General features: G+C 71.0%; 19 protein-coding genes. 5 read left to right on the plus strand and 14 right to left on the minus strand.

Features of this window, described 5'->3' with window-relative positions:
• Nucleotides 1-25: 25 nt before the first annotated feature.
• Complete coding sequence (locus ABZ370_RS13985; RefSeq protein WP_358619966.1) at nucleotides 26-2,539, minus strand: DUF3516 domain-containing protein; 2,514 nt, start codon at nucleotides 2,537-2,539, stop codon at nucleotides 26-28.
• Between the two features lie 136 nt (nucleotides 2,540-2,675).
• Between ABZ370_RS13985 and ABZ370_RS13990 the strand changes: the two genes are divergently transcribed.
• A complete protein-coding gene (locus tag ABZ370_RS13990; RefSeq protein WP_358619967.1) occupies nucleotides 2,676-3,467 on the plus strand; it encodes a metal-dependent hydrolase in 792 nt (263 codons plus the stop codon).
• Between the two features lie 110 nt (nucleotides 3,468-3,577).
• On the opposite strand, the gene ABZ370_RS13995 is transcribed toward ABZ370_RS13990, so the two are convergent.
• Nucleotides 3,578-5,359, minus strand: coding sequence for an ABC transporter ATP-binding protein (locus ABZ370_RS13995; RefSeq protein ID WP_358619969.1), 1,782 nt, complete (start codon nucleotides 5,357-5,359; stop codon nucleotides 3,578-3,580).
• Complete coding sequence (locus ABZ370_RS14000) at nucleotides 5,356-7,251, minus strand: ABC transporter ATP-binding protein (RefSeq protein WP_358619971.1); 1,896 nt, start codon at nucleotides 7,249-7,251, stop codon at nucleotides 5,356-5,358. The genes ABZ370_RS13995 and ABZ370_RS14000 overlap by 4 nt, the downstream gene beginning before the upstream one ends.
• Before the next feature lie 153 nt (nucleotides 7,252-7,404).
• Here ABZ370_RS14000 and ABZ370_RS14005 point away from each other — a divergent pair, with 153 nt between their 5' ends.
• Both ABZ370_RS14005 and ABZ370_RS14010 read left to right on the plus strand, forming a co-directional pair.
• Nucleotides 7,405-8,142, plus strand: coding sequence for a hypothetical protein (locus tag ABZ370_RS14005; RefSeq protein WP_358619972.1), 738 nt, complete (start codon nucleotides 7,405-7,407; stop codon nucleotides 8,140-8,142).
• Nucleotides 8,143-8,352: 210 nt separating this feature from the next.
• Complete coding sequence (locus ABZ370_RS14010) at nucleotides 8,353-9,753, plus strand: cation:dicarboxylase symporter family transporter (RefSeq protein ID WP_358619974.1); 1,401 nt, start codon at nucleotides 8,353-8,355, stop codon at nucleotides 9,751-9,753.
• A gap of 19 nt (nucleotides 9,754-9,772) precedes the next feature.
• Here ABZ370_RS14010 and ABZ370_RS14015 read toward each other — a convergent pair whose 3' ends face one another.
• Nucleotides 9,773-10,213: a MarR family transcriptional regulator gene (locus tag ABZ370_RS14015; protein WP_358619976.1), complete on the minus strand. Its 441-nt coding sequence runs from the start codon at nucleotides 10,211-10,213 to the stop codon at nucleotides 9,773-9,775.
• Between the two features lie 92 nt (nucleotides 10,214-10,305).
• On the opposite strand from ABZ370_RS14015, the gene ABZ370_RS14020 reads away from it, so the two are divergent.
• Nucleotides 10,306-12,126 carry an ABC transporter ATP-binding protein gene (locus ABZ370_RS14020; RefSeq protein WP_358619978.1) on the plus strand — a complete coding sequence of 607 codons (1,821 nt, stop codon included), beginning with the start codon at nucleotides 10,306-10,308 and terminating at the stop codon, nucleotides 12,124-12,126.
• A gap of 23 nt (nucleotides 12,127-12,149) precedes the next feature.
• On the opposite strand, the gene ABZ370_RS14025 is transcribed toward ABZ370_RS14020, so the two are convergent.
• The 10 genes from ABZ370_RS14025 to ABZ370_RS14070 form a co-directional block, all read right to left on the minus strand.
• Nucleotides 12,150-13,289, minus strand: coding sequence for a CaiB/BaiF CoA-transferase family protein (locus ABZ370_RS14025; protein ID WP_358619979.1), 1,140 nt, complete (start codon nucleotides 13,287-13,289; stop codon nucleotides 12,150-12,152).
• A gap of 96 nt (nucleotides 13,290-13,385) precedes the next feature.
• The gene (locus tag ABZ370_RS14030; RefSeq protein ID WP_358620388.1) at nucleotides 13,386-14,354 is read right to left on the minus strand and encodes an alpha/beta fold hydrolase; all 969 of its coding nucleotides are present in this window, start codon (nucleotides 14,352-14,354) and stop codon (nucleotides 13,386-13,388) included.
• Nucleotides 14,355-14,465: 111 nt separating this feature from the next.
• The gene (locus ABZ370_RS14035) at nucleotides 14,466-15,509 is read right to left on the minus strand and encodes a LacI family DNA-binding transcriptional regulator (RefSeq protein WP_358619980.1); all 1,044 of its coding nucleotides are present in this window, start codon (nucleotides 15,507-15,509) and stop codon (nucleotides 14,466-14,468) included.
• A 136-nt stretch (nucleotides 15,510-15,645) separates the two neighbouring features.
• Complete coding sequence (locus tag ABZ370_RS14040) at nucleotides 15,646-16,500, minus strand: hypothetical protein (protein ID WP_358619982.1); 855 nt, start codon at nucleotides 16,498-16,500, stop codon at nucleotides 15,646-15,648.
• 185 nt (nucleotides 16,501-16,685) lie between these two features.
• Nucleotides 16,686-17,474 (minus strand): amino acid ABC transporter ATP-binding protein, encoded by a 789-nt coding sequence (locus ABZ370_RS14045; RefSeq protein WP_358619983.1) that lies wholly within the window; start codon nucleotides 17,472-17,474, stop codon nucleotides 16,686-16,688.
• Between the two features lie 5 nt (nucleotides 17,475-17,479).
• Nucleotides 17,480-18,265, minus strand: coding sequence for an amino acid ABC transporter permease (locus ABZ370_RS14050; RefSeq protein ID WP_358619985.1), 786 nt, complete (start codon nucleotides 18,263-18,265; stop codon nucleotides 17,480-17,482).
• Nucleotides 18,266-18,280: 15 nt separating this feature from the next.
• Entirely contained in the window at nucleotides 18,281-19,075 is a 795-nt protein-coding gene (locus ABZ370_RS14055) for an ABC transporter substrate-binding protein (RefSeq protein WP_358619986.1), read from the minus strand.
• A 149-nt stretch (nucleotides 19,076-19,224) separates the two neighbouring features.
• A complete protein-coding gene (locus ABZ370_RS14060) occupies nucleotides 19,225-19,455 on the minus strand; it encodes a hypothetical protein (RefSeq protein WP_358619988.1) in 231 nt (76 codons plus the stop codon).
• A gap of 105 nt (nucleotides 19,456-19,560) precedes the next feature.
• Nucleotides 19,561-21,486: a beta-L-arabinofuranosidase domain-containing protein gene (locus tag ABZ370_RS14065; RefSeq protein WP_358619989.1), complete on the minus strand. Its 1,926-nt coding sequence runs from the start codon at nucleotides 21,484-21,486 to the stop codon at nucleotides 19,561-19,563.
• Nucleotides 21,487-21,639: 153 nt separating this feature from the next.
• Nucleotides 21,640-22,770 (minus strand): MerR family transcriptional regulator, encoded by a 1,131-nt coding sequence (locus ABZ370_RS14070; protein WP_358619991.1) that lies wholly within the window; start codon nucleotides 22,768-22,770, stop codon nucleotides 21,640-21,642.
• 256 nt (nucleotides 22,771-23,026) lie between these two features.
• Here ABZ370_RS14070 and ABZ370_RS14075 point away from each other — a divergent pair, with 256 nt between their 5' ends.
• Entirely contained in the window at nucleotides 23,027-24,058 is a 1,032-nt protein-coding gene (locus ABZ370_RS14075; protein ID WP_358619993.1) for a hypothetical protein, read from the plus strand.
• The last annotated feature ends 115 nt before the right edge of the window (nucleotides 24,059-24,173 follow it).

Here is a 24,173-nt window from a genome sequence, read left to right on the forward strand (position 1 = left end):
CGGGAACCTGACGGCGGCCTGGACGCTACAGCTGGCCCACGTCGGTGACCCGGACCACGGCCCGGCCCTCCTCGTCGGAGGCGGCCAGGTCGACCTCGGCCGAAATGCCCCAGTCGTGGTCGCCGTTCGGATCGTCGAAGGTCTGCCGCACCCGCCACAGCCCGTGCTCGGGCTGCTCCTCGATCCGCAGCAGCTTCGGGCCGCGGGCCTGCGGACCGGTGCCCAGCTCGTCGTACTCCTCGAAGTACGCGTCCAGCGCGTCCGCCCAGGCGTCCTCGTTCCAGCCGGACTCGGCGTCCATCTCGCCCAGCTCCGCCACCTTGTCGAGCGCGGCCAGCTCGACCCGGCGGAACATCGCGTTGCGCACCAGCACGCGGAAGGCGCGGGCGTTCGCGGTGACCGGCCGGACCTGGTCGGCACGCTCCTGCGCCTGCTCCGCGGACTCCACCTCCGGATTGGCGAGCTGTTCCCACTCGTCCAGGAGGCTGGAGTCGACCTGCCGCACCATCTCGCCGAGCCAGGCGATGATGTCCTCGAAGTCGTCCGACTTCAGGTCGTCCGGCACGGTGTGGTCCAGCGCCTTGTAGGCACTGGCCAGGTAGCGCAGCACGATGCCCTCGGTCCGTGCCAGGTCGTAGAGCGACGTGAACTCGGTGAAGGTCATCGCCCGCTCGTACATGTCGCGGATCACCGACTTGGGCGACAGCGGGTGGTCGCCGACCCACGGGTGGCTCTTGCGGTACAGCCCGTAGGCGTGGAAGAGCAGCTCTTCCAGCGGCTTGGGGTAGGTGATGTCCTGGAGCCGCTCCATGCGGTCCTCGTACTCGACCCCGTCCGCCTTCATCGCGGCGACCGCCTCGCCCCGCGCCTTGTTCTGCTGGGCCGCCAGGATCTGCCGCGGATCGTCGAGCGTCGATTCCACCACCGAGACCATGTCCAGGGCGTAGGAGGGGGATTCGGGGTCCAGCAGTTCGAACGCGGCGAGCGCGAACGTGGACAGCGGCTGGTTGAGCGCGAAGTCCTGCTGCAGGTCCACCGTCAGCCGGATGTGCCGCCCCTCCGCGTCGGGAGTCTCCAGCTGCTCGACGATCCCGCCGTCCAGCAGCGAGCGGTAGATCGCGATCGTCCGGCGGATGTGCCGCAGCTGGTTCTTGCGCGGTTCGTGGTTGTCCTCGAGGAGGAGGCGCATCGCGCGGAACGCGTTGCCGGGCCGCGCGATGACCGACAGCAGCATCGTGTGGGTGACCCGGAACCGGGAGGTCAGCGGCTCGGGGTCGGACGCGATCAGCTTCTCGAAGGTGTTCTGGCCCCAGTTGACGAAGCCCTCCGGGGCCTTCTTGCGGACCACCTTGCGGCGCTTCTTGGGATCGTCCCCCGCCTTCGCGAGCGCCTTCTCGTTCTCGACGACATGCTCGGGTGCCTGCGCCACCACGAACCCGGCGGTGTCGAACCCGGCCCGCCCGGCCCGGCCCGCGATCTGGTGGAACTCGCGCGCCCGCAGCGTCCGCACCCGCTGCCCGTCGTACTTCGTCAGCGCGGTGAACAGCACGGTCCGGATCGGTACGTTGACGCCGACCCCGAGCGTGTCCGTACCGCAGATGACCTTCAGCAGTCCGGCCTGGGCCAGCTTCTCCACCAGCCGCCGGTACTTCGGCAGCATCCCCGCGTGATGCACCCCGATACCGTGCCGGACATAACGGGACAAGTTCCGGCCGAACTTGGTGGTGAAGCGGAAATTGCCGATCAGGGAGGCGATCTCGTCCTTCTCCGCGCGCGTGCACATGTTGATGCTCATCAGCGCCTGCGCCCGTTCGACCGCCGTGGCCTGGGTGAAGTGGACGATGTAGACGGGGGCTTGCCGGGTCTCCAGCAGCTCCGTGAGCGTCTCGGTGAGCGGCGTCGTGCGGTATTCGTAGCTCAGCGGCACCGGCCGGGTCGCCGACCGCACGACCGTGGTGGACCGCCCGGTGCGCCGGTTCAGATCCTCCTCGAACCGCTTCACATCGCCGAGCGTCGCCGACATCAGGACGAACTGCGCCTGCGGCAGCTCCAGCAGCGGGATCTGCCACGCCCAGCCCCGGTCCGGCTCCGCATAGAAGTGGAACTCGTCCATCACCACCTGGCCGATATCGGCGTTCTTGCCGTCCCGCAGCGCGATGGACGCCAGTACCTCGGCCGTACAGCAGATGATGGGCGCGTCCGAGTTGACCGAGGCGTCCCCGGTGAGCATTCCGACGTTCTCGGTGCCGAACATCTTGCACAGCTCGAAGAATTTCTCCGAGACCAGGGCCTTGATCGGCGCGGTGTAGAAGGTGACCTCGTCCCGGGCCAGCGCGGCGAAGTGGGCGCCCGCGGCCACCAGGCTCTTTCCCGATCCGGTGGGCGTCGACAGAATGACGTTCGCCCCGGACACCACTTCGATCAGCGCTTCCTCCTGGGCGGGATAGAGCGAGATGCCCCGCTCCTCGACCCAGGTCGAGAACCTCTCGAAAAGAGTGTCGGGGTCGGCTTCGCTCGGCAGCTGATCGATAAGAGTCACAGACCCATACTGCCTGGTTTCCCCGGCGGGACGGGAACCGGCTGTGCGGACGAAGATCGTCCGTCGCTAGGGTGTGGTGAGCTGATGCAACCAACTCCCGCACCGAAGCGGGCAAGAACAGGGGCGGGGTACGACCATGATGGGACCGGCGCATTCGCTGTCCGGAGCGGCTGCCTGGCTGGGGGTGGGCGCCGCCGCAGCCGCGGCCGGCCACGAGATGCCCTGGCCGGTGCTTGCCGTAGGCGCGCTGATCTGCGCCGGAGCGGCACTCGCCCCCGACCTCGACCACAAGGCGGCGACGATATCCCGCGCCTTCGGGCCGGTCTCCCGGGTGCTGTGCGAAGTGATCGACAAGCTGTCCTACGCGGTCTACAAGTCGACCCGGAAGCCGGGCGACCCCCGTCGCTCGGGCGGCCACCGCACCCTGACCCACACCTGGGTCTGGGCCGTCCTCATAGGCGCCGGATCGTCGGCGCTCGCCCTGGTCGGCGGCCGCTGGGCGGTGCTCGGCATCCTCTTCGTCCATATGGTGCTGGCGGTCGAGGGGCTGTTGTGGCGGGCGGCGCGGGTCTCCAGCGACGTCCTGGTGTGGCTGCTCGGCGCCACCAGCGCCTGGATACTCGCCGACATCCTGAACAAGCCGGGCAACGGCGCGGACTGGCTGTTCACCGCGCCCGGCCAGGAATACCTGTGGCTGGGTCTGCCGATCATCCTCGGCGCCCTCGTTCACGACATCGGCGACGCGCTCACCGTCTCCGGCTGCCCGATCCTGTGGCCCATACCGATCGGCCGCAAGCGCTGGTACGCGCTCGGTCCGCCGGAGGCCATGCGCTTCCGGGCGGGCAGCTGGGTCGAGCTGAAGGTGCTCATGCCCGTCTTCATGGTGCTCGGCGGTCTCGGCGGGCTGGGCGCCCTCGGCTTCATCTGAGCCCCTTCACCCCTTCATCTGGGCTCCTTCGGCTGAGCCCCCGGCCCACAGCGGTCCCGGTCCGGGCGAAGCCGGTGCCGGGACCGCCGGGGCGCGGGCGCCTCGGGGTGTCACTGGTGCCAGGAGCGCCACAGCGCCGCGTAGGCGCCGTCGGCCGCCACCAGCTCGTCGTGGCTGCCCAGCTCGCTGATCCGGCCCGCCTCGACCACGGCGATCACATCCGCGTCATGGGCGGTGTGCAGCCGGTGCGCGATGGCGACCACCGTCCGGCCCTTCAGCACCTGGCCCAGCGACCGTTCCAGGTGGCGGGCCGCCCGCGGGTCCAGCAGCGAGGTGGCCTCGTCCAGCACGAGGGTGTGCGGATCGGCGAGCACCAGCCGGGCCAGCGCGATCTGCTGCGCCTGCGCCGGGGTCAGCGCCAGCCCGCCCGAGCCGACCTCCGTCTCCAGGCCCTCCTTCAGCGCCCGCGCCCAGCCGTCCGCGTCCACCGCGGCGAGCGCCGCCCACAGCTCGGCATCCTCCGCGGCGGTCCGGGCCAGCAGCAGATTGTCGCGCAGCGAGCCCACGAACACATGGTGCTCCTGGTTGACCAGGGCGACATGGGTGCGTACCTGCTCGGCGGGCATCCGCGCCAGCTCCGCGTCGCCCAGGGTCACCCGGCCGGTCCGCGGGCCGTAGATCCCGGCCAGCAGCCGCCCGAGCGTGGACTTGCCCGCACCGGAGGGGCCCACCAGCGCCAGCCGGGTCCCCGGCGGCACCGTCATGGACACCTCGTGCAGCACATCGCTGCCCTCCCGGTAGCCGAACCGCACCTCGTCCGCCCGCATCTCACGGCCGACGGGCACCACCCCGGCATCGGCCGGGCCCGGCTCGATCTCCCGCACCCCCACCAGCCGGGCCAGAGACACCTGGGCGACCTGCAGCTCGTCGTACCAGCGCAGGATCAGACCGATCGGCTCGACCAGCATCTGCGAGAGCAGCGCCCCCGTCGTCAGCTCGCCGACCGACATCCAGCCCTTCATCACACAGACGCCGCCGATCATCAGCACCGAGCCGGTGATCAGCGTGTAGCTCACATTGATCACGGGGAAGAGCACCGAGCGCAGATAGAGCGTGTACCGCTCCCAACTGGTCCATTCTTTGATCCGCAGCTCGGACTGGGCGATGCGCCGGTCGCCCAGCCGGTGGGCCTCGATGGTCCGCCCGGCGTCCACGCTCTCGGTCAGCGACGCGGCCACCGCCGCGTACCCGGCCGCCTCCGAGCGATAGGCGCTCGGCGCCCGCTTGAAGTACCAGCGGCAGCCGATCACCAGCACCGGGAGCGCCACCAGCACCGCGAGCCCCAGCGGGGGAGCGGTCAGGGTCAGCGCGCCCAGCAGCAGACCCGTCCAGACCACACCGATGGCGAGCTGCGGAACCGCCTCGCGCATCGCGTTCGCCAGTCGGTCGATGTCGGTGGTGATCCGGGACAGCAGATCACCGGTCCCGGCCCGCTCCAGCACGCCCGGCGGCAGCCCCACCGACCGTACGAGGAAGTCCTCGCGCAGATCGGCCAGCATCTGCTCGCCCAGCACCGCACCGCGCAGCCGCACCATCCGCACGAACACGGTCTGCACCACGAGCGCCACCGCGAACAGCGCCACGGTGCGCTCGACAGGGAGATCGTCCTTGCCCTGCGACAGGTCCTCGACCACCCCGCCCAGCAGCTGGGGGCCGACCATCGAGGCGAGCACGGCGGTGGCGTTCACCGCCATCAGGACGGTGAAGGCCTTCCGGTGCCGCCGCAGCAGCTCACGTACATAGCTCCGCACGGTGGTGGCCGTGCCGACCGGCAGTGTCGTCGCCGACTCCGGTGCGGCCGGGTCGTAGACGGGTGGTGCCACGCCGATCATGCCGACTCCTCGATCTGTTCCTCGACCTTTTCCCCGATCCGTTCCAGCTCCGTGAGCCCGACGCGGCCGTCGTCCCGCTCCCGGCCGCCGTCCGGCTCCCGGGTGACCACCGCGCGATACTCCGGATCGGTGCCCAGCAGCTCGCGGTGGCTTCCCACCCCCGCGGCCACGCCGTCGTGCACGAACACCACCCGGTCGGCCTGGTCCAGCAGCAGCGGGCTGGAGGTGAACACGACCGTGGTCCGGTCCGCCCGGAGCCGTTTCAGCCCCTCCCCGATGCGTGCCTCGGTGTGCGAGTCCACGGCGGACGTCGGTTCGTCCAGCACCAGTACCTCCGGGTCGGTCACCAGCGAGCGGGCCAGTGCCAGCCGCTGCCGCTGGCCGCCCGAGAGCGAGCGGCCGCGTTCGGTGATCCGGGCGCCCATCGGGTCCCCGTCGCCCGAGTCGGCCACCGAGGCCTGCTTCAGCGCCTCCAGCACATCACCGCACTGCGCCGCCTCCAGCGCCTCCCGCGGCGGCACCGCGCCCGACCGCGGCACATCCAGCAGCTCGGTGAGCGTTCCCGACAGCAGCACCGGGTCCTTGTCCTGGACGAGCACCGCGGTACGCGCGGTGGCCAGCGCCACCTCGTCCAGCGCCACCCCGCCCAGCAGCGCCGAGGGCGTGTCGCCACCGTCCCCGGGTTCCGCACCGTCGTCGGCGGGGTGGCCGCCGAGCCGGTCCGCCATCCGCCCGGCCGCGTCCGGATCACCGCACACCACCGCGGTCAGCTGCCCGCTCGGCGCCAGCATCCCGGTGGCCGGGTCGTACAGATCACCGGTCGGCCGCTGCCCGCCGGACCCGGTGGCGGACCCGGCGTCGGCCCCGGCCTCCCGGGCGTCCTCGATCTCGGCCGAGGGGCGCCGCAGCGCCAGTACCCGGGCCGCGCGCCGCGCCGAGGGCCGGGAGAAGGAGTAGGCCATGGCGATCTCCTCCACGTGCCGCAGAGGAAACAGCAGAAACGTCACAGCGCTGTAGATGGTGACCAGCTCACCCACCGTGATCCGCCCGTTCCCGGCCAGCACCGCCCCGTACCAGACGACCCCGATCAGCAGCATTCCCGGCAGCGCGACCTGCACCGCCGCGATCAGCGACCACATGCGTGCGCTGCGCACCGCCGCCGCCCGCACTTCCTGGGAGACCCGCCGGTAGCGGCTCAGGAACAGGTCCTCGCCGCCGATCCCGCGCAGCACGCGCAGCCCGGCCACGGTGTCCGACGCCAGTTCGGTCGCCCGGCCCGCCTTCTCCCGCTGCTCATCGGCCCGGCGCGCGGCCCGTGGCAGCAGCGGCAGCACCGCCAGCGCCAGCGCCGGTACGCCGAGCGCCACCACCATGCCCAGCGCGGGCTGGTAGATCACCAGCGCCACGCACACCCCGACGGTCGTGAGGGCGGCCGCGGTGAAGCGGGACAGTGCCTCCACGAACCATCCAATTTTTTCGACGTCGCCCGTGGACACGGCGACGACTTCGCCCGCCGCCACCCGCCGGGTCAGCGCCGAACCCAGCTCGACCGTCTTACGGGCCAGCAACTGCTGCACCCGGGCCGCCGCCGTGATCCAGTTGGTGACCGCCGCCCGGTGCAGCATGGCGTCACCGAGCGCGGTGAGCACGGTGAGCCCCACCATGAGCGCCCCGGCCAGGGCGAGCCGCGAACCGGAGCGGTCCACGACCGCCTGCACGCCGAAGCCGATCGCGACGGGGAAGCACACCAGGGCGGCCATGTGCAGCAGACCCCACAGGGTGGCCTTGATCTGCCCGCCCAGCTGGTTGCGGCCCAGCCAGACGAGGAACCGGGTACCTGACCGTACGTCGGGCACACCGGGGTCGGAATACGGAAGATCGCGAATGCGCATGACGTTCCAGAGCTAGGGCGGCGGCGGGGAAGCAAAGAGACGTGAAAGGTTGGCGCTTCACGGGTGCGAATTTCAACTGGTTTTCCCACAGGGGGACGGAACGCGCCAATCCCGCGCGCGCCGGGCCCACGCCGGAGTGGGACGATGGGACACATGCGAATTTCCGGCACGATGTCCATGCGTACGGCGGCCGCGGCCGCCGCGGCCCTTGCCCTGCTCACCGCCTGCGGCGGAGGCGGGGACAGCGGTGGCGACAAGGGCGGCGGCCGGGGAAAGCAGGCGATGCGCAGCAAGGCGCCCGAGTCGGACCCCACCCGCATCCCCGAGGTGGGTAACGCCCTCCAGGGCAAAATCCCCGGAAATTCGCGGCAGGTTGTCGCGGTCTACGGCAAAGGAGTGAACTCCGCCGACGCGACCGTGGTGCTCTACACCAAGGACGGCAAGGACTGGAAGCGCACCCGTAGTTGGGCCGGTCACAACGGCAAGCGCGGCTGGACGACGGGTCATCACGAGGGGGACAAGCGCAGCCCGGTCGGTGTCTACACGCTCAGCGACGCGGGCGGAGTGCTCCCGGACCCCGGCGCCCGGTTGCCGTACAGCGAAACGTCCGCCTTCGCCGCTCCGCACTCCTGGCCCAAGTCGCACTGGACGGACTTCAACTACGTCATCGCCATCGACTACAACCGCGTCAAGGGCACCTCGCCCCTCGACCCGACCCGGCCCGAGGGGCAGCGCAAGGGCGGGAGCATCTGGCTGCACATGGACCACGGCAGCGGTACGTCGGCCTGTGTGAGCCTGCCCAAGTCCGGTATGGAGTATCTGCTGAGGAACCTCGCCCCCGAGCAGCACCCGGTGGTGGTGATGGGGGACAAGGTGCATCTGGCCGCCTGAGCCCCGGCGGGGTACGGACGTAACACGACGACACCAGGGTTTTCGCGGCTGTTACACGGAACTCATCGGCGGAAACGTGTGCTCGGCAATAGTGGCGCGGAATTAGTTTTCCGCATCTCAGAAGTCCCTGGATGTCCTGTCCCTGGACATCCCTGCCGAGGAGTCCCCGTGCCGCACCCCTCACCATCCCTCGCCCGGCGCGCAGGTCGCATGCTGCGCACATCGCTGTTCACGCAGGTCGCCTGCGCGCTCGTCCTCGGAGTCGCGGTCGGAAGGCTGTGGCCGGACGTGGGCACGGCCGTCCAGCCGCTCGGCGACGGCTTCGTGCGCCTGATCAAGGCGGTCATCGCGCCGCTCGTCTTCTGTGTGGTCGTCGCGGGCATCGCGAAGGCCGGGGATCTGAAGGCGTTCGGGCGGATCGGGCTGAAGGCGCTGATCTGGTTCGAGGTCGCCACCACGGCGGCGCTGATCCTCGGTCTGCTCGCCGCCAATCTGGTCGGGCCCGGCACCGGAATGCATGTCGACCCCGCCTCCCTGAACGGCTCGGCCGTGGACGACCAGACCGCCGGCGGCCATCTGCCGTCGGCGTCCCAGTTCGTGCTGGACGCGCTGCCGGACAGCGCCGTCGGCGCCTTCGCCGAGAACTCCCTGCTCCAAGTCCTGGTGCTGGCCTGCCTGGTGGGCGCGGCCGTGCTGCACCTCGGCAAGACCAAGGTGCCCGCGATCCTGTCGGCCGTCGACCAGGCGCAGCAGGTCGTCTTCGCCGTCGTCGGCTTCCTCATGCGGCTCGCGCCGCTCGCGGTCTTCGGCGCCATGGCCCATCTGGTCGGGCAGTACGGACTGGGCGCCCTGTCGACGTACGGCAAGCTGATCGCGCTGTGCTACGGCGTCGCGCTGCTCTTCCTCGTCCTGCTCGCCGTGGCCCTCAAGGCGGTCACCGGGCTGAGCCTGTGGAAGTTCGTCAGGTACACCCGCGAGGAGATGCTGCTCGCGCTCGGCACCGCGTCCAGCGAGAGCGTGCTGCCGCGCATGATGCAGAAGCTGCGGGCGGCCGGATGCCGTGAGGACGCGGTGGGGCTGGTGCTGCCCACCGGCTACTCCTTCAACCTGGACGGCGCGTCGATCTACCTGTCCATCGGCACGCTGTTCATTGCCCAGGCGGTCGGCGTCGATTTGAGTCTCGGCCAGCAGATCACCGTCGTCCTCGTGCTGATGCTCACCAGCAAGGGCATGGCGGGCGTGCCCGGCTCGGCCTTCCTCGCCCTGTCGGCGACGGCCTCGGCCCTCGGGGTGATCCCGGCCGCCGCCGTCGCGCTGCTGCTCGGGGTGGACCGGATCATGGACTCGATGCGGGTGGCCACCAACCTGCTCGGCAACTGCGTCGCGGTCTTCGCCGTCGCCCGGTGGGAGGGCGCGCTGGACACCGAACGGGCCAAGCGGGTCCTCGCCGGTGAGGAGGCCGGTACGGAGCCCGACGAGAAAGCCGGTGCGGGCGCCGACGGGCGCGCCGACGAGGGCGCCGAGGGGCACGCCGGTGCGGAGGCCGCCGTCCCGGCGTCGGACCCGCCGGTCCCGACCGGGACCGCGCCCGGTCCGGCCCCGCGCGGCTGACGACTCCCGCCCCCCGGCGTCAGCAGCGGCTGCCGGGGGGTCCGGAGAGGCTGTCGAGCAGGCCGCCCAGGGCGTCGCGCTGCTGATCGTTCAGCGGTGCCAGGACGTCCTCGGCGGCGGACCGGCGCGCCTCGCGCAGGGCGCGCAGCGTCGAGTGGCCAGTCTCGGTCAGCTCGATCCGCACCACCCGGCGGTTGGACGGATCAGGCGCACGGCGCACCGAGCCGTGCGTCTCCAGCGCGTCCACCAGCGAGGTCACCGCGCGCGGAACCACCTCCAGGCGCTCCGCGAGGTCCGCCATGCGCGGCGGCCCGTCGTGATGTGCCACGGTGCGCAGCAGCCGGGCCTGGGCGGGGGTGATGCCCAGCGGTTCCATATGGCGCTTCTGGGCACGCTGCAGTCGGCGGGTCAGGCGCAGCAGCTGCTCCGCGAGGCGGCCGGATGTCTCGGGGGTGGACATGATCGCAGTCTATAGGACCACGTTCATTGTGAGTATAGGTAACAGTGAGCTATCCTCTGATAGTCCGTGCCGTCTGCCATCAGAAGGAGCCCATGCGTCACGACGCACCGCCATGGAGCCCGTCCACCCCTGATCCGGAGCAGCCCGCGCAGGTGCGGCGCATCCTCCGGCTCTTCCGTCCCTACCGGGGCCGCCTCGCCCTGGTAGGTCTGCTGGTCGCCGCGTCCGCGCTGGTCTCGGTCGCCTCGCCGTTCCTGCTCCGCGAGATCCTCGACGACGCCATCCCCGGGCGGCGCACCGGTCTGCTGACCCTGCTCGCCCTCGGCATGATCGCGGCCGCCGTCGTCAACGGTGTCTTCGGCGTCCTGCAGACCCTCATCTCCACCACCGTCGGCCAGCGCGTCATGCACGACCTGCGGGCCGCCGTCTACGACCGGCTGCAGCGCATGCCGCTCGCCTTCTTCACCCGCACCCGCACCGGCGAAGTGCAGTCCCGGATCGCCAACGACATCGGCGGCATGCAGGCCACCGTCACCTCTACTGCGACGTCGCTGGTCTCCAACCTCACCAGCGTCGTGGCCACGGTCGTCGCCATGCTCGCCCTCGACTGGCGGCTGACCGTCGTCTCGCTGCTCCTGCTGCCGCTGTTCGTCTGGATCAGCCGCCGGGTCGGCAACGAGCGCAAGAAGATCACCTCCAAGCGCCAGAAGCAGATGGCGACCATGTCCGCGATGGTCACCGAGTCCCTGTCGGTGAGCGGAATCCTGCTGGGCCGCACCATGGGCCGCTCCGACTCGCTCACCCAGGATTTCACCCGGGAGTCCGAGAGTCTGGTCGGCCTGGAGGTGCGGGCCAGCATGGCGGGCCGCTGGCGGATGTCCACCATCGGCGTCGTGATGGCCGCGATGCCCGCCGTCATCTACTGGGCCGCCGGAATCGCCCTCCAGGCCGGGGGGCCGGCCGTCTCCATCGGCACCCTGGTCGCCTTCGTATCGCTGCAGCAGGGGCTGTTCCGGCCCACCGTCAGCCTGCTGTCCACCGGGGTGGACATGCAGACTTCCCTCGCCCTCTTCGCCCGCATCTTCGAGTATCTCGACCTGCCGATCGACATCACCGAACCCGCCCGGCCGGTACGGCTGGAGAAGGTGCGCGGCGAAGTCCGCTTCGACGGCGTCGACTTCGACTACGACGCCCGGGACCCGGCTTCGCCGCAGGGGACCCTGCGCGGTATCGATCTGACCGTCCCGGCGGGCGGCAGCCTGGCCGTCGTCGGAACGACCGGCTCCGGCAAGACCACCCTCAGCTATCTGGTGCCCCGGCTGTACGACGTGACCGGCGGCCGGGTGCTGATCGACGGGGTCGACGTCCGGGAGCTCGACTTCGACAGCCTCGCCCGCGCGGTCGGCGTCGTCTCCCAGGAGACGTATCTCTTCCACGCCTCGATCGCCGACAACCTGCGCTTCGCCAAGCCCGACGCGACCGACGCGGAGATCGTCGCGGCGGCCGAGGCCGCCCAGATCCACGACCACATCGCCGCCCTCCCCGAGGGCTACGACACCCTGGTGGGGGAGCGGGGATACCGGTTCTCCGGCGGAGAGAAGCAGCGGCTGGCCCTGGCCCGGACGATTCTGCGCGACCCGCCCGTCCTCATCCTCGACGAGGCCACCAGCGCCCTGGACACCCGTACCGAGCAGGCCGTACAGAAGGCCATCGACGGGCTCACCGCCGGTCGCACCACCCTCACGATCGCCCACCGGCTCTCCACCGTGCGCGACGCCGACCGGATCGTCGTCCTCGACCGTGGCCGCGTCGCCGAGCAGGGCACCCATGAGGAGCTGCTCGCGCTGGACGGCCGCTACGCCGCCCTGGTGCGGCGCGACGCACAGCTGTCGCCCGTCGTCCCCGCCGCGTAACCCCGGGCTTCGGTCGTGGGGCGTCAGGAGAACTCGGCGCGCACCGCCTCCGTGTGCTCGCCCAGCGCGGGCACCGGCCGCAGCGCCGCCTGACGCCCCGCCACCTCGACCGGCGGCAGCAGGCCGCGCAGCGGCCCGACGGGCGAGCCGAACTCGCCCCAGCGCTCCCGGGCGGCCAGCTGCGGATGCCCGGCCAGCCCTGCGACGTCCCGCAGCCGGGCATTGGCGATGCCCGCCCCGTCCAGCAGGGCCACCAGACCGTCGGCCGTGTGGTCCGCGAAGGACCCCTCCAGCTCGGCCGTCAGCTCCCCGTCGTGGGTGCGGCGCAGCGGATTGTCGGCGAAGCGCGGATCGCGGATCAGCTCCCGGCGGCCCACGACGCGTTCGCACAGGGTGATCCACTCGCGGTCGTTCTGCACGCTCAGGAACACCTGGGCGCCGTCGCCGCAGCGATAGGCGCCGTACGGGGAGATCGACGGATGGCGGGCACCGCTGCGCGTCACCCCGCCTCCGCCGTAGGCCTGCGCGAAGTACGGATGGCCCATCCACTCGCCCAGCGCGTCGAGGAGGCTGACACTCAGGTCCGTCCCCGCGCCGGTGCGCTCCCGTTCGTACAGCGCGGTGAGGATGCCGGTGTACGCGTACATCCCGCCCGCGATATCGGCGATCGAGATGCCGGGGCGGGCGGGCTCCTCGGGGCTGCCGGTGATCGACAGCAGCCCCGCCTCGCACTGGACGAGCAGGTCGTACGCCTTCTTGTCCCGGTACGGCCCGCGGTCCCCGTAGCCGGTGATCGCGCAGTTGACCAGGCGCGGATGCCCGGCCCGCAGCGCGTCCGCCGAGAGCCCGAGCCGGTCCACCGCCCCGGGCGCGAGGTTGTGCACGAACACATCGGCACGGGCCAGGAGCGCGTCGAACAGGGCCCGGTCCGCGTCGTCCTTCACATCGAGGACGACGCTCTCCTTGCCGCGGTTGACCCAGACGAAGTACGCCGACATGCCCTTGACCTCACGGTCGTACTCCCGGGCGAAGTCGCCCCGCCCCGGCCGTTCCACCTTGATGACGCGCGCGCCGAGGTCGGCGAGCTGGCGGGTGGCGAACGGGGCGGCGACGGCCTGTTCGAGGGCGACGACGGTGATGCCGTCCAGGGGCTGTGCGGGCATGGGCGACTCCTTCGGTACGGCTCCGCTGGTACGGCCCCTGTCCTCCCCGTGGTGAGCGGCCGTCGAACACCGCTCACCGCCCCGGGGCCAGCCGGTTCAGCCGAGCAGCCTGCCCAAGTAGGCGATCTGCTCGGCCTGCTGGTGGGTGCCGCCGCCCTCATGGCCGTTGAAGGACCACACCTTCAGCTCCTTCTCGCCCGCGTAGTGGTGGTACGCGGCGAAGCCGCACGAGGTCGGGGTGGTCGCGTCGCGCAGCGCGGTCGAGAACAGCGCGGGCGCGGTGGCCCGGGCCGCGAAGTTGAGGCCGTCGAAGTGGTCGAGCGTCGCGAAGACCCGCTCGGTGAGATCGCGCTGACCGGCGCAGAAGCGGACCAGTTCGCCATACGGATCGGCGTCGGTGATCTCGACGGCCCGCCGGATGTGCGTCATGAACGGCACGTCCACCAGCGCCGCGGTCAGATCCGGCACCAGACCGGCCGCCGCCAGGGCCATGCCGCCGCCCTGGCTGCCGCCGCTGACGACGATCCGGCCCGCGTCGACCAGCGGATGCGCGCGGGCGGCCTCCACCGCGCGCACGGCGTCGGTGTACAGCCGCCGGTAGTAGTAGTCGTCCGGGGAGAGGATTCCGTGCGTCATCTTGCCCGGCGCCTCGGGCCCGGTGCCGCCGACCGGATCGGGGGTGGCACCGGGAGTCTGCTGGGACCAGCCCTGGCCCCGGGTGTCCATGACGAAGACCGCGTAGCCCACCGACGGCCACAGCAGCCAGTTGTGCGGCAGGCCCCGGCCGCCGTTGTAGCCGATGTACTGCACCACGCACGGCAGCGGGCCCGTCGCCTCGCGCGGGGCCAGCAGCCAGCCGCGTATCCGGTGCCCGCCGAACCCGGAGAACTCGGCGTCGTAGGTGTGCAGCCGGGCCAGGCCCGTGTCGGTCTCGGTGAAGACCGCGTCCAGGTCCGCGGTGCGGGCCTCGGCGAGGGTGCGCTCCCAGAACGCGTCGAAGCCGTCCGGCTCCGGCAGCGGGGGCCGGTACGTGTGCAGCTGGTCCAGGGGCAGATCGACGAACACGGGGCGAAGACCTCCGGGAATCGGTACGGCGATGGCCAGGGACAACATGGCAGGAGTGAGGCGCGGACACCATGGGGCGTTCGGATATACGATCAGCGTTCGACTTCTCGGTCAAGAGGAAGTACGGGCCGCGGGAGCGGTACTGGAACGGACGATCAGCCGGGTGGACAGCTCGGTCCGCATCCCCTCCGGAACCTCACCCGACCTCAGCCGCAGCAGGGTGCCCAGCGCCGTCGCCGCCATCTCGGAGAGCGGCTGACGGACCGTGGTGAGCGCCGGTGTCGTCCAGCGGGCCTGCGGCAGATCGTCGAAGCCCACCACGCTGACGTCCTCCGGCACCCGCGCTCCCCGCTCCCGCAGCGCCCGGTACGCGCCGAGCGCCATCGGGTCGGAGCACACGAACACCGCCGTCGGCGGCTCGGGCAGTTTCAGCAGCTCCGTCATCCGCTGGTACGCCCCGGCCTCCTGGAAGTCGCCGTAGCGTACGTACGCGGGCTCCACCCGCAGCCCGGCCGCGGCCATCGCCGAGCGGAACCCGGCCACCCGGGCACCGCTGCACACCTTCCGCCGGTACCCGCCGATCACCGCGATCCGCCGGTGTCCAAGACCGAGCAGATGCTCGGTCGCGCTCACCCCGCCCTGCCAGTCGGCGGCGCCCACGGACGCCACGCCCGGCGGCGGCACCGGCCCGGGATCGATCAGCACGAACGGCACCCGGTGCTCGTCGAGCCACGCGTACTGGGCGGGCGTCAGCTCCGCGAGGTGGAACAGCACCCCCGAACTGCCCCGGGCACACAGCTTGTCCAGCCAGCCCCGCTCGGGCCGCCCGTCGCGGGTGCGCGGCAGCCCGGCCGACACCACCACCTCCAGGCCCGCGTCGTGCGCCGCGGCCTCCACACCGTGCAGCACCGCCCCCGACCACGCGCCGGCCAGGGAGTGCACCACCAGATCGACCAGGGCGGGCGGCCGGGGCGTCTCCAGGCGCGGTTTGCGGACGTACCCCAGGCGGTCCAGGACCTCGCTGACCCGGCGGCGGGTGTCGGGCGCGACGTCCTCGCGGCCGTTGACCACCTTCGACGCGGTCGGCACCGAAACCCCTGCCTCGCGGGCGACGACCGCCAGCGTCGGACCCGTCGACCCCGGGGAACGCGCCATCGAGATACCCCTTCCCGAAACCGCCCCAGCGCGACACCTGCCGGGCAGAAACCGGTTACTACAGTAAGGCCGCCCCAACTCCGGCGGGAAGACCCGGGAATTGAGGCGGCCTCTGAGGCCCATGAGGGTCATCGGGTCACAGGCCGTAACGGTTCTTCACATGGCGCCAGAAGTCCCGGTACATCCACTTGTCGAATTCGGTGATGTGGTCGGCGGTTCCCGCCTGCATGAGGAAGCCGCCCACACCCGTCGGGGTCCAGTCGTAGAAGTCGTCCAGACCGTAGGTGTGCCCGATCTCGTGCAGCAGGATGTGGATGTTGTCCTGATTCACCGCGCCCAGCATGTACTCACTGCCGATGCGCTGTCCCCAGTCGCCTCCCGCGCCGCCGCCGAAGCCCTTGGTCAGCCACAGCGACTGGTCGTAGTGGCGGGCCGCGCCGCCGGGGCACTTGGAGTAGTTGCCGTCCTGGTGGAAGAAGCGGCCGCAGTCCGGGGCGCACTGCGGAGCGCCGCCGCCGTCCAGTCCGGTGTAGATGTCGACCGAGTTGTCACTCCACTGCAGCGTGGAGCGGTTCTTGACCGCCCAGCCGACGATCTTGACCGGGACTTCCTGGTACGGGAAGTTCTCGAATCCCGCGACCGAGTCGATCCACTTCTTCGACTGGCGCTTGAGCGCCGTGTGGATCTGGTCGCGCATCTGTGTGGTGACCGGCTGGTCGGATTCCCAGCGGACGCAGTAGTTCAGGCTGCCCTTGTTGGCCATCACCTGATCCCACCCGTAGTTCTTGAAACCGTACAGGTCGGGATAGGTGGACTCGACGTGCTTCCACACCTCGTTCAGCGGCTGGACGAGATTGCTCGGCGGGTTCCAGGTGTCCGACGCGCCCGTCCCGGCGGCGTCGGCGGGTGCGGTGAATCCGATGAGGGACAGCGCCCCGGCCGCGGTGGCGGTCAGGAGGGCGCGTAATCCGCGAAGTCTTCGTGCGGGCATGGCGGCTCTCTTCCGTGTGGGGAACGGGAGCGGGCGGCGCCCCCCCCGGGAGTGGCCGTACGGGGGCGGCCGCCCGCACCCTCCAGTGGCCTCCGCGGCCCGGAAGGTTGCCGCCCCTCCCCGGATACGCGGGCACTGACAAGCCCTGGCACCGAGACACCACAGCTGACCCAACCGCCGTGCGCTCAGCGGCCGGTACGGGCGTCCCGCGGGCCGGTGTCCGGAACCTCCCCCACCCGGGCCGCGGCCGGGTCCAGCACCCGGGTCAGGAACGCCCGGGTCCGCGGATGCCGCGGCGCGGCCACCACCTGCTCCGGACCGCCCTCCTCCACGATCACGCCGTCGTCCATGAACGCCACCCGGTCGGCGACCTCCCGCGCGAAGCTCATCTCATGCGTGACGACCAGCATCGTCATCCCCTCGTCGGCCAGCCCCCGCATGACCGCCAGCACATCCCCGACCAGCTCGGGGTCGAGGGCCGAGGTCGGCTCGTCGAACAGCATCAGCTCCGGGTCCATCGACAGCGCCCGCGCGATCGCCACCCGCTGCTGCTGTCCGCCCGAGAGCTGTGCCGGATACGCGGTCTCCTTGCCGGTCAGGCCCACCCGGCGCAGCGTGTCCCGTCCGATCCGTACCGCCTCGGCCTTGTCGCGGCGCAGCACCCGCCGCTGCGCGATGGTCAGGTTCTCGAGCGCCGTCAGATGCGGGAAGAGGTTGAACGCCTGGAACACCATGCCGATCCGCCGCCGCACCCGGTCGATGTCCACGTCCGGGTCGGTGACCTCGGCCCCGCCCACGGCCACCGAGCCCGACGTCGGCTCCTCCAGCAGGTTCACACAGCGCAGCAGGGTCGACTTGCCGGAGCCGGACGGCCCGATGACACAGACCACCTCACCCCGCTCCACCGTCAGGTCGATTCCCTTCAGCACCTCCAGCCCGCCGAAGGACTTGCGCAGCCCCCGTATGCGGATCATGGTCCTCACCTCGCCTTCGCGGTACGGGCCTCCAGCCACCGGACCAGCTGGCCCAGCGGGACGGTGATGAGCAGGTAGCACAGCCCGGCGACCAGGATCGGGGTGAGGCTGCGGTGCTGATTGAGCGCGTCCCGGCCGAACTTGGACAGTTCGTACTGGTCCAGGGAGAGCCCGAGCAGATAGACCAGGGACGAGTCCTTGGTCAGCAGGATCAGTTCGTTGGTCAGCGGCGGCAGCACGATCCGGAACGCCTGCGGGATGATGATCGAGACCATCGCCCGGCTGTGGGACATGCCGAGCGAACGGGCCGCCTCCATCTGCCCCTTGGGCACGGCCCGGATGCCCGCCCGGATCGTCTCCGCCATGTACGCGGCCCCGACCAGACCGAGCGCCAGCATGACCGTGACGTAGCGGTCCAGCGCCACCTGGAAGGCGAGCGGCACTCCGAAGCCGAGCGCGATGAACACCAGCAGCGCCGGAACGCCGCGGAAGAACTCGATGTACGCCACCGACAGCCACCGGTACGGCGGCACCTGCGAGAGCCGCATCAGCGCGAGCACCAGCCCGGCCACGAGCCCGAAACCGAAGCCGAGCAGGGTGTAGACGACCGTGTTGACCAGGGCGGTGGTGATGATGTCGGGGAACAGGGACCGGGCGACGCCCGCGTCGAAGAACGCGCGGCGCAGTTCACCCCAGTCCGCGGCCAGGACGATGGCGAGCAGTACGGCGGCGAGCACGGCGTACTGCACCGTCCGTACCGCCCGCGTCCGCTGCCGTCGGGTCATTGCCATAACGGTGCGGACTCCTCAGCTCCTGGGCGCGGTGCCGAACCACTTCCGGTAGATCTTTTCGTAGCGGCCGTCCTTCTTCGCGTCCCCCACCACCTGGTTGATCTTCTTGCGCAGGGCGTCATTGCCGGTGCGTACCGCGATGCCGTACGTCTCGCCGGTGCTGAACTCGGCCGTCACCTCGGTGTCGGGGTTGTCCTTGACGTAGTCGTACAGCACCCCGTTGTCGTTGATGCCCGCCGCGACCTGGCCGGTCTTGACCGCGGACACCAGCAGTCCGAGGTCCTCGAACTGGACCAGCGTGGCGCCCACGGCCCGCTTCTGCGCGTACGTCTCCCCGGTCGTCCCCTGCTGGACCGCCAGCCGCTTGCCCTTGAGGTCGGCGAGGCTGCGGTACGGCTTGCCCTTCCGGGTGAGCAGCGCCTGCGTGGCGTCGAAGTAGGGGCGGGAGAAGTCCAGGTTCTTCTCCCGGACGGCGTTGATCGTCATCCCGGCCGCGGCGACGTCGCAGGTGGAGGTGTTGAGGTCCTCACCGGACTGGATGCCCTCGAAGGGCGTGTCCACGATCTCCTGCTTCACCTTCAGCTCCGAGGCGACGAGATCGACCAGATCCACGTCGAAGCCGACGATCTTCTTGCCCTGCCGGGACTGGAACGGCGGATAGGGCAGATGAGTGCAGGTGGTCAGCTTGCCGGACTTCACCAGGTTGATGTCCGGGCCGCCGGAGTCCGACGGTTTGGTGCTGGTACAGCCGATGAGCAGGGCGGCAGCGGCGGCAGTGGCTATGACGGGCAGCGCGGAGCGAGCGGACACGGCACCTCCGGGACATGGTCGGCGAACGACCCCACGGAACACGTGATCAATGCGTCCGCCGCATCCTGCCACTCTCCGTGCCCCCCTGACCCCGCCGTGTGCGTTGCGAGCGCATAACGGCCGCCGGGCCCTCGGCACGGCAGGCTCCGCTAGCGTCGCCGCCGTCGCCGCTTGCGGCGCTTGCTCCAGAACCAGCCTGCCGGCGGCTCGTCCGCGCGCCAGGGCTCGGGCTCGGGTGCGCCGCGCCGCCGCCAGCGCGCGGTCAGCATGCGGGTGCGCGCGGCGGGCTCGGTGACCTCGGCGCCCCGGACGAAATCCTCGTCGAGGTCGACGTCGTCCCAGTCGTCCTCGTCCCCCCGGTCTGTGGAGCCGGTGCTCAAGGGGCACCTCCCGTCCGCCGGTGGTCCGCTGCGGCACAAAGCTGAGGCACAAAGGGTGTTCCTGGAGCGAGAAACGTGTGAAACGCCCACCGAGTTCCGGTGGCTCTAGCCGGGAATCCACACCCGCATCGGCCCGGCCTCCCGGTTCGCCCAGGCGTAATAGGGGATCGCGGTGACCCGCACCGGGTCGCCGACGCCACCGATCCCGCCCCCGCCGCCCGGGTACGGCCACCAGCCGTCGGGCGGGGCCGCCCCGCGCAGCGCCCGGGCCATGATCACGGTCACCCCGCCCAGCAGCCGCGGCCGGTGCTCGGCGACCAGCTCGGTGCCCGTGTCGAGCGTGATCCCGTCCAGCCGCACCCCGGCGGGCTGATCCGGCTGCTCCAGGCAGTACACCAGCGGTCCGCGCTCGATCGCGGTGCAGCCGCGCACCGCGTCCATCCGTGGATCGGGACGGGTCAGCCGGGGCGTCATCGGCAGCGTGAGGACCACGGTCTCGCCCGGCCGCCAGCGCCGCCGCAGCCGCAGCCAGCCCCGCTCCGCGCGCTCCGTCACCGTCTCACCGCCGACCGTCGCCTCGTACTGGTCGGCCCAGTGCGGGATGCGCAGCGACAGCGTCCAGTCCGCGTCCGCGGGAGCCTCGGCCACGACCACCGCGATCCGGCCCTCCCACGGGTAGCCGGTGCCCACCCGCACCGTCCCGCCGCCCGCCGCGTACACCCCCGACGCGTACTGGTGCAGCTGCAGGCCCCCGGCGTCCCCGCTCGCCATGTAGTGCGGCAGGGAGGCCAGCAGCCGCATCACATTGGGCGGGCAGCAGGCGCAGCGGAACCATGGCGTCCGCCGCGCCTCCTGGTCGCCGTGCGTCTCGGTGCGGCCGTCACGGACCTGGAGCGGATTGACGTACAGCCAGCGCTCGCCGTCCAGCGAGACCCCGGACGCGAAGCCGTTGAACAGGGTCCGTTCGATCAGGTCGCTGTAGCGGGCGTCCCCCGTGAGCAGCGCCATCCGCCAGCTGAACTGGACGGAGGCGATGGCCGCGCAGGTCTCCGCGTACGCCCGGTCCGGCGGGAGTTCGAAAGCGTCGCCGAAGGACTCCAGATCGTGCCGGGAGCCCACCCCGCCCGTCAGATAGGTCTTGGTGGCGACCATGTCCTCCCACAGCCGCACCAGCGCGTCCCGCAGCTCCCGGTCGCCGGTCTCGGCCGCCAGGTCCGCGGCCCCGGCCAGCAGATACAGCTGGCGCACCGCGTGCCCGGCGACCGCCCGCGCCTCCCGTACCGGGACGTGGTCCTGCCAGTATGGCGCTCCGGGGTGCGGGCCGCCGTCCGTCCCGCCGTCGCCGAGCGTGCCCTGTCCGCGCCGGTCCACGAAATACCCGGCCAGATCGAGATAGCGCCGCCGCCCGGTCTCCCGGTACAGCTCGACCAGCGCCGTCTCGATCTCCGGATGCCCGCAGACCGCGTCCACGGCCTTGCCCGCGCCGAAGTGCGCGTCGATGTGATCGGCGAACCGCACCGCCACGTCGAGCAGTTCGTCCCTGCCGGTGGCCCGCCGATGCGCGACGGCGGCCTGGAGGAGATGGCCCGCGCAGTACAGCTCGTGTCCCCAGTGCGGCTCCGTCCACCGCCGGGCGCCCGGCCCGGCCTGGTAGTACGTCTGCAGATAGCCGTTCGTGTCCTGGGCGTCCGCCACCAGGGCCGCCAGCTGTGCCACTTGACCGGCCAGCTCGTCGGCGGCCGGGCCGCCGCGCTCCTCGGCGAGCTGCCAGGACGCGGCCTCCAGCCACTTGTGCACATCGGAGTCCTGGAACGGGAAGTCCCCCGTGAACCCCTCCGCCGCCTGCCCGGCGGCGGCCCGCAGATTGGCCAGATTGCCCGCCTCCTCCAGCCTCTCCGGCCCCTGCGGAACGCTGACTTCGGCGTTGACGCGCCGCTTCGCGGCCCAGAACCCTCCGGTGATCCGGGCCGTGACGGGCGGCCGGAGAGCGGTGTGCGCATCCTGCGAGAGCCGGATCGGACCTACGGACATCTGCTACCCCTTACCCCGTATGTTCCGTGGCGGCCATGCCTTCCACGGCCTGGCGGGCCGCACGCGCCCTGTGGCCCATTCCACTGCACTTCGGCGCCGGAGTCAGGAGGGCGGACCGGGAGATCGCGGTCCGTGCGGGGAGGTTACGGAACGTCAGGCGGCGGGCGGCTCCGCCCCGTCCACCACATGGGCCACCCCGCACGTGACGTTGTCGGGCCCGCCCGCGCGGTTGGCGAGGGCGATGAGTTCGAGCGCCGCATCCCCGGGATCGGCCACCGAGGCCAGCACGCGCCGGATCTCCTCGGCGGGAACCACACCGCTGAGCCCGTCCGAGCACAGCAGATACCGGTCACCCGCCAGGGCGTCCCGCAGCGCCAGATCGGGCTCGAACGCCGCCCCGCCGCCCATGGCCCGCAGCAGCATCGCCCGCCCCGGGTGGGACGCGGCCTCCGCCGCGGTGATGCGCCCCTCGTCGAGCAGCGACCGCACCACGGTGTGGTCGTGGGTGATCTGGAACAGCTCGCCGTCGCGCAGCAGATACGTCCGCGAGTCGCCTATGTGCACCAGCCCCAGCCGGGAACCCGACCACACCATCGCGGTGAGCGTCGTCCCGACGCCGCGCAGCGCGGGGTCGGACGCGGCCAGCTCGCACACCGAGGCGTGCGCCCGGTGCGCCGCGTCCTCCAGGGCGCTCAGCAGCTCGGCCCCCGGAACTTCGGCCTCCAGCGGCTTGAGCGCCTCGATCGCGGCCTCGCTCGCATGACGGCCGCCGCCGAAGCCGTCGGCGACGGCGAGCAAGCGCGGACCGGCGTACCCGGAGTCCTCGTTGCTCATCCGGACCGAACCCCGGTCGGAGAGCACGGCGTAGCGGACTCCCAGCGTGCTGTGGGCAGAAGACATGACGATGTCCTTTCCGGACTGCTGTGACAGCTGTGACTGTCGTGCCAGCTGCGACCGCTGCGACAACTGATCGACGAGGAAGGCGGCCAGGTCGCGTCGGGCCGCCGTATCGGCCTCGACCTGCGCCCAGTACGCGCGCACCTCCCGCGCCGCCGCGCCCGGTTCCAGCTCGCACACCGCACGGATACGGGCCAGCGGCATCCCCAGCCGCCGCAGCCACGCCACCAGCCGGGCCCGCTCCAGCTGCGCCGGGTCGTAGAGCCGGTAGCCGGAGTGCGGGTCGACCCGGGCGGGCGGCAGCAGCCCGAGCTCGTCGTATAGCCGGAGCGCCTTGGGGGACAGCCTCGATGCCTTCGCGAACGCGCCGATCGTCAGCAGTCCCATGCTCGCCCTCCTCGTGCCGGGCGCCTCGCCCGGCCCTCACGATGCTGGAGCTTCCCCCTCGGAGAAGGTCAACCGACGCCAATCAAGGCCAATCAAGGGCGAGTAGAGGTCACATTCACGCTCTTATGACTCCCTCATTTATATTTATCAGTCATATCCTTTCATTCATCCTTCTTTAGGTATTCGTTGTGCTTGGCGCGGGAAATGACGGTACATCCGCACAGACTCGTGGCAGCCACGAGGTGAGGGAGGACCCATGTCCGTTTCCACTACGCCCGGAACCGTGTGGGGCACCTGGATCAACCTGCAAGGCGGCATCCACTCCGAGCCCGCGCCGGTGGCCCAGGCCGACGACCGGATCCAAGTCTTCATCCGGGGCGGGTCGAACGTCCTCTGGAGCAGACTCGAGACCCGCGACGGAGGGTGGGGGCCCTGGCAGCAATATGCGGGTGTGTCCGTCGACGGCATTCCCGCCCCGATCCGCGGCGCGGACGGCAAGGTGCGGGTCTTCTACCGCACCCCGGGCAACAATCTGGAGGTCATCACCCAGACCTCCATCAACTCCGGGTACGGGTCGCCGCAGACGCTGGCCACCGGCATCGGGGACGATCCAACTGCGGCGCTCGGCGCCGACGGCCGCATCTATGTGTTCTTCCCCGGCGCGGACGACGCCCTGTGGTACCTCCGCAACCTGGACCTGCAGTACGAGACCTACACCGCCGCGGCCTCGCTGGGCGGCGCCATCTTCGCCACGCCGTCGCCCATCCTCGACGGGGGAGGGCGGATCGTGGTGGCGGTCAAGGGCAGCGGCGAAACCCTCTACACCATCCAGCAGCTGGCTCCGAACTCCGCCACCTGGGAGCCCTTCTCCGGCAACGCCCCCAATGTGACCAGCCGCCCCTCGGTGTGCCTGGACGCGGCGGGCAGGGTGCAGATCTTCTTCCGGGGCGTCGACGGCTCCGTCCGACGCGTCGGGCAGAGCGACGACTACGAGACCTTCGGCGCGCCCGTGAGCCTGGGCGCCCAGATCGTGTGGCGGCCCACCTGCGCCCTGGCCCAGGACGGCCGGATCAACGTGTTCATCAAGGCCACCGACAACGCCCTGTGGGTCGCCGTCCAGACCACGGAGAACGGCAACACCTACACCGGCTTCCAGTCCCTGGGCGGGGTCATCGGCTCCGCCGGTATCAGCGTGCCCATCCTCAACGAGGAGAACCTGCTCTACGTCTTCCTCCAGGGCAACGGGACCGCCAGGGACCTCTGGCTGCAGCGCCAGACGTTCGTCTGAGCCGTACACCCGGGGCTCCACGGCTTTCGAAACTTTCGCACCCGCACCAGGGGCTGTCGAAAGTCATCAGAACCCTTAATCTCCGAACAAATTCGATCAGTTCCCATTCGATCAG

It is taken from the genome of Streptomyces sp. NPDC005962, from assembly GCF_040629205.1.
GTDB lineage: Bacteria > Actinomycetota > Actinomycetes > Streptomycetales > Streptomycetaceae > Streptomyces.

What these genes read in the sequence shown, in the direction of transcription:
- ABZ370_RS13990 (WP_358619967.1), top strand. Translation starts at nt 2,676, where the DNA reads ATGATGGGACCGGCGCATTCGCTGTCCGGAGCGGCTGCCTGGCTGGGG.
- ABZ370_RS13995 (WP_358619969.1), bottom strand. Translation starts at nt 5,359, where the DNA reads ATGATCGGCGTGGCACCACCCGTCTACGACCCGGCCGCACCGGAGTCG.
- ABZ370_RS14000 (WP_358619971.1), bottom strand. Translation starts at nt 7,251, where the DNA reads ATGCGCATTCGCGATCTTCCGTATTCCGACCCCGGTGTGCCCGACGTA.
- ABZ370_RS14005 (WP_358619972.1), top strand. Translation starts at nt 7,405, where the DNA reads ATGCGAATTTCCGGCACGATGTCCATGCGTACGGCGGCCGCGGCCGCC.
- ABZ370_RS14010 (WP_358619974.1), top strand. Translation starts at nt 8,353, where the DNA reads ATGCTGCGCACATCGCTGTTCACGCAGGTCGCCTGCGCGCTCGTCCTC.
- ABZ370_RS14015 (WP_358619976.1), bottom strand. Translation starts at nt 10,213, where the DNA reads ATGTCCACCCCCGAGACATCCGGCCGCCTCGCGGAGCAGCTGCTGCGC.
- ABZ370_RS14020 (WP_358619978.1), top strand. Translation starts at nt 10,306, where the DNA reads ATGCGTCACGACGCACCGCCATGGAGCCCGTCCACCCCTGATCCGGAG.
- ABZ370_RS14025 (WP_358619979.1), bottom strand. Translation starts at nt 13,289, where the DNA reads ATGCCCGCACAGCCCCTGGACGGCATCACCGTCGTCGCCCTCGAACAG.
- ABZ370_RS14035 (WP_358619980.1), bottom strand. Translation starts at nt 15,509, where the DNA reads ATGGCGCGTTCCCCGGGGTCGACGGGTCCGACGCTGGCGGTCGTCGCC.
- ABZ370_RS14040 (WP_358619982.1), bottom strand. Translation starts at nt 16,500, where the DNA reads ATGCCCGCACGAAGACTTCGCGGATTACGCGCCCTCCTGACCGCCACC.
- ABZ370_RS14045 (WP_358619983.1), bottom strand. Translation starts at nt 17,474, where the DNA reads ATGATCCGCATACGGGGGCTGCGCAAGTCCTTCGGCGGGCTGGAGGTG.
- ABZ370_RS14050 (WP_358619985.1), bottom strand. Translation starts at nt 18,265, where the DNA reads ATGGCAATGACCCGACGGCAGCGGACGCGGGCGGTACGGACGGTGCAG.
- ABZ370_RS14065 (WP_358619989.1), bottom strand. Translation starts at nt 21,486, where the DNA reads ATGTCCGTAGGTCCGATCCGGCTCTCGCAGGATGCGCACACCGCTCTC.
- ABZ370_RS14070 (WP_358619991.1), bottom strand. Translation starts at nt 22,770, where the DNA reads ATGGGACTGCTGACGATCGGCGCGTTCGCGAAGGCATCGAGGCTGTCC.
- ABZ370_RS14075 (WP_358619993.1), top strand. Translation starts at nt 23,027, where the DNA reads ATGTCCGTTTCCACTACGCCCGGAACCGTGTGGGGCACCTGGATCAAC.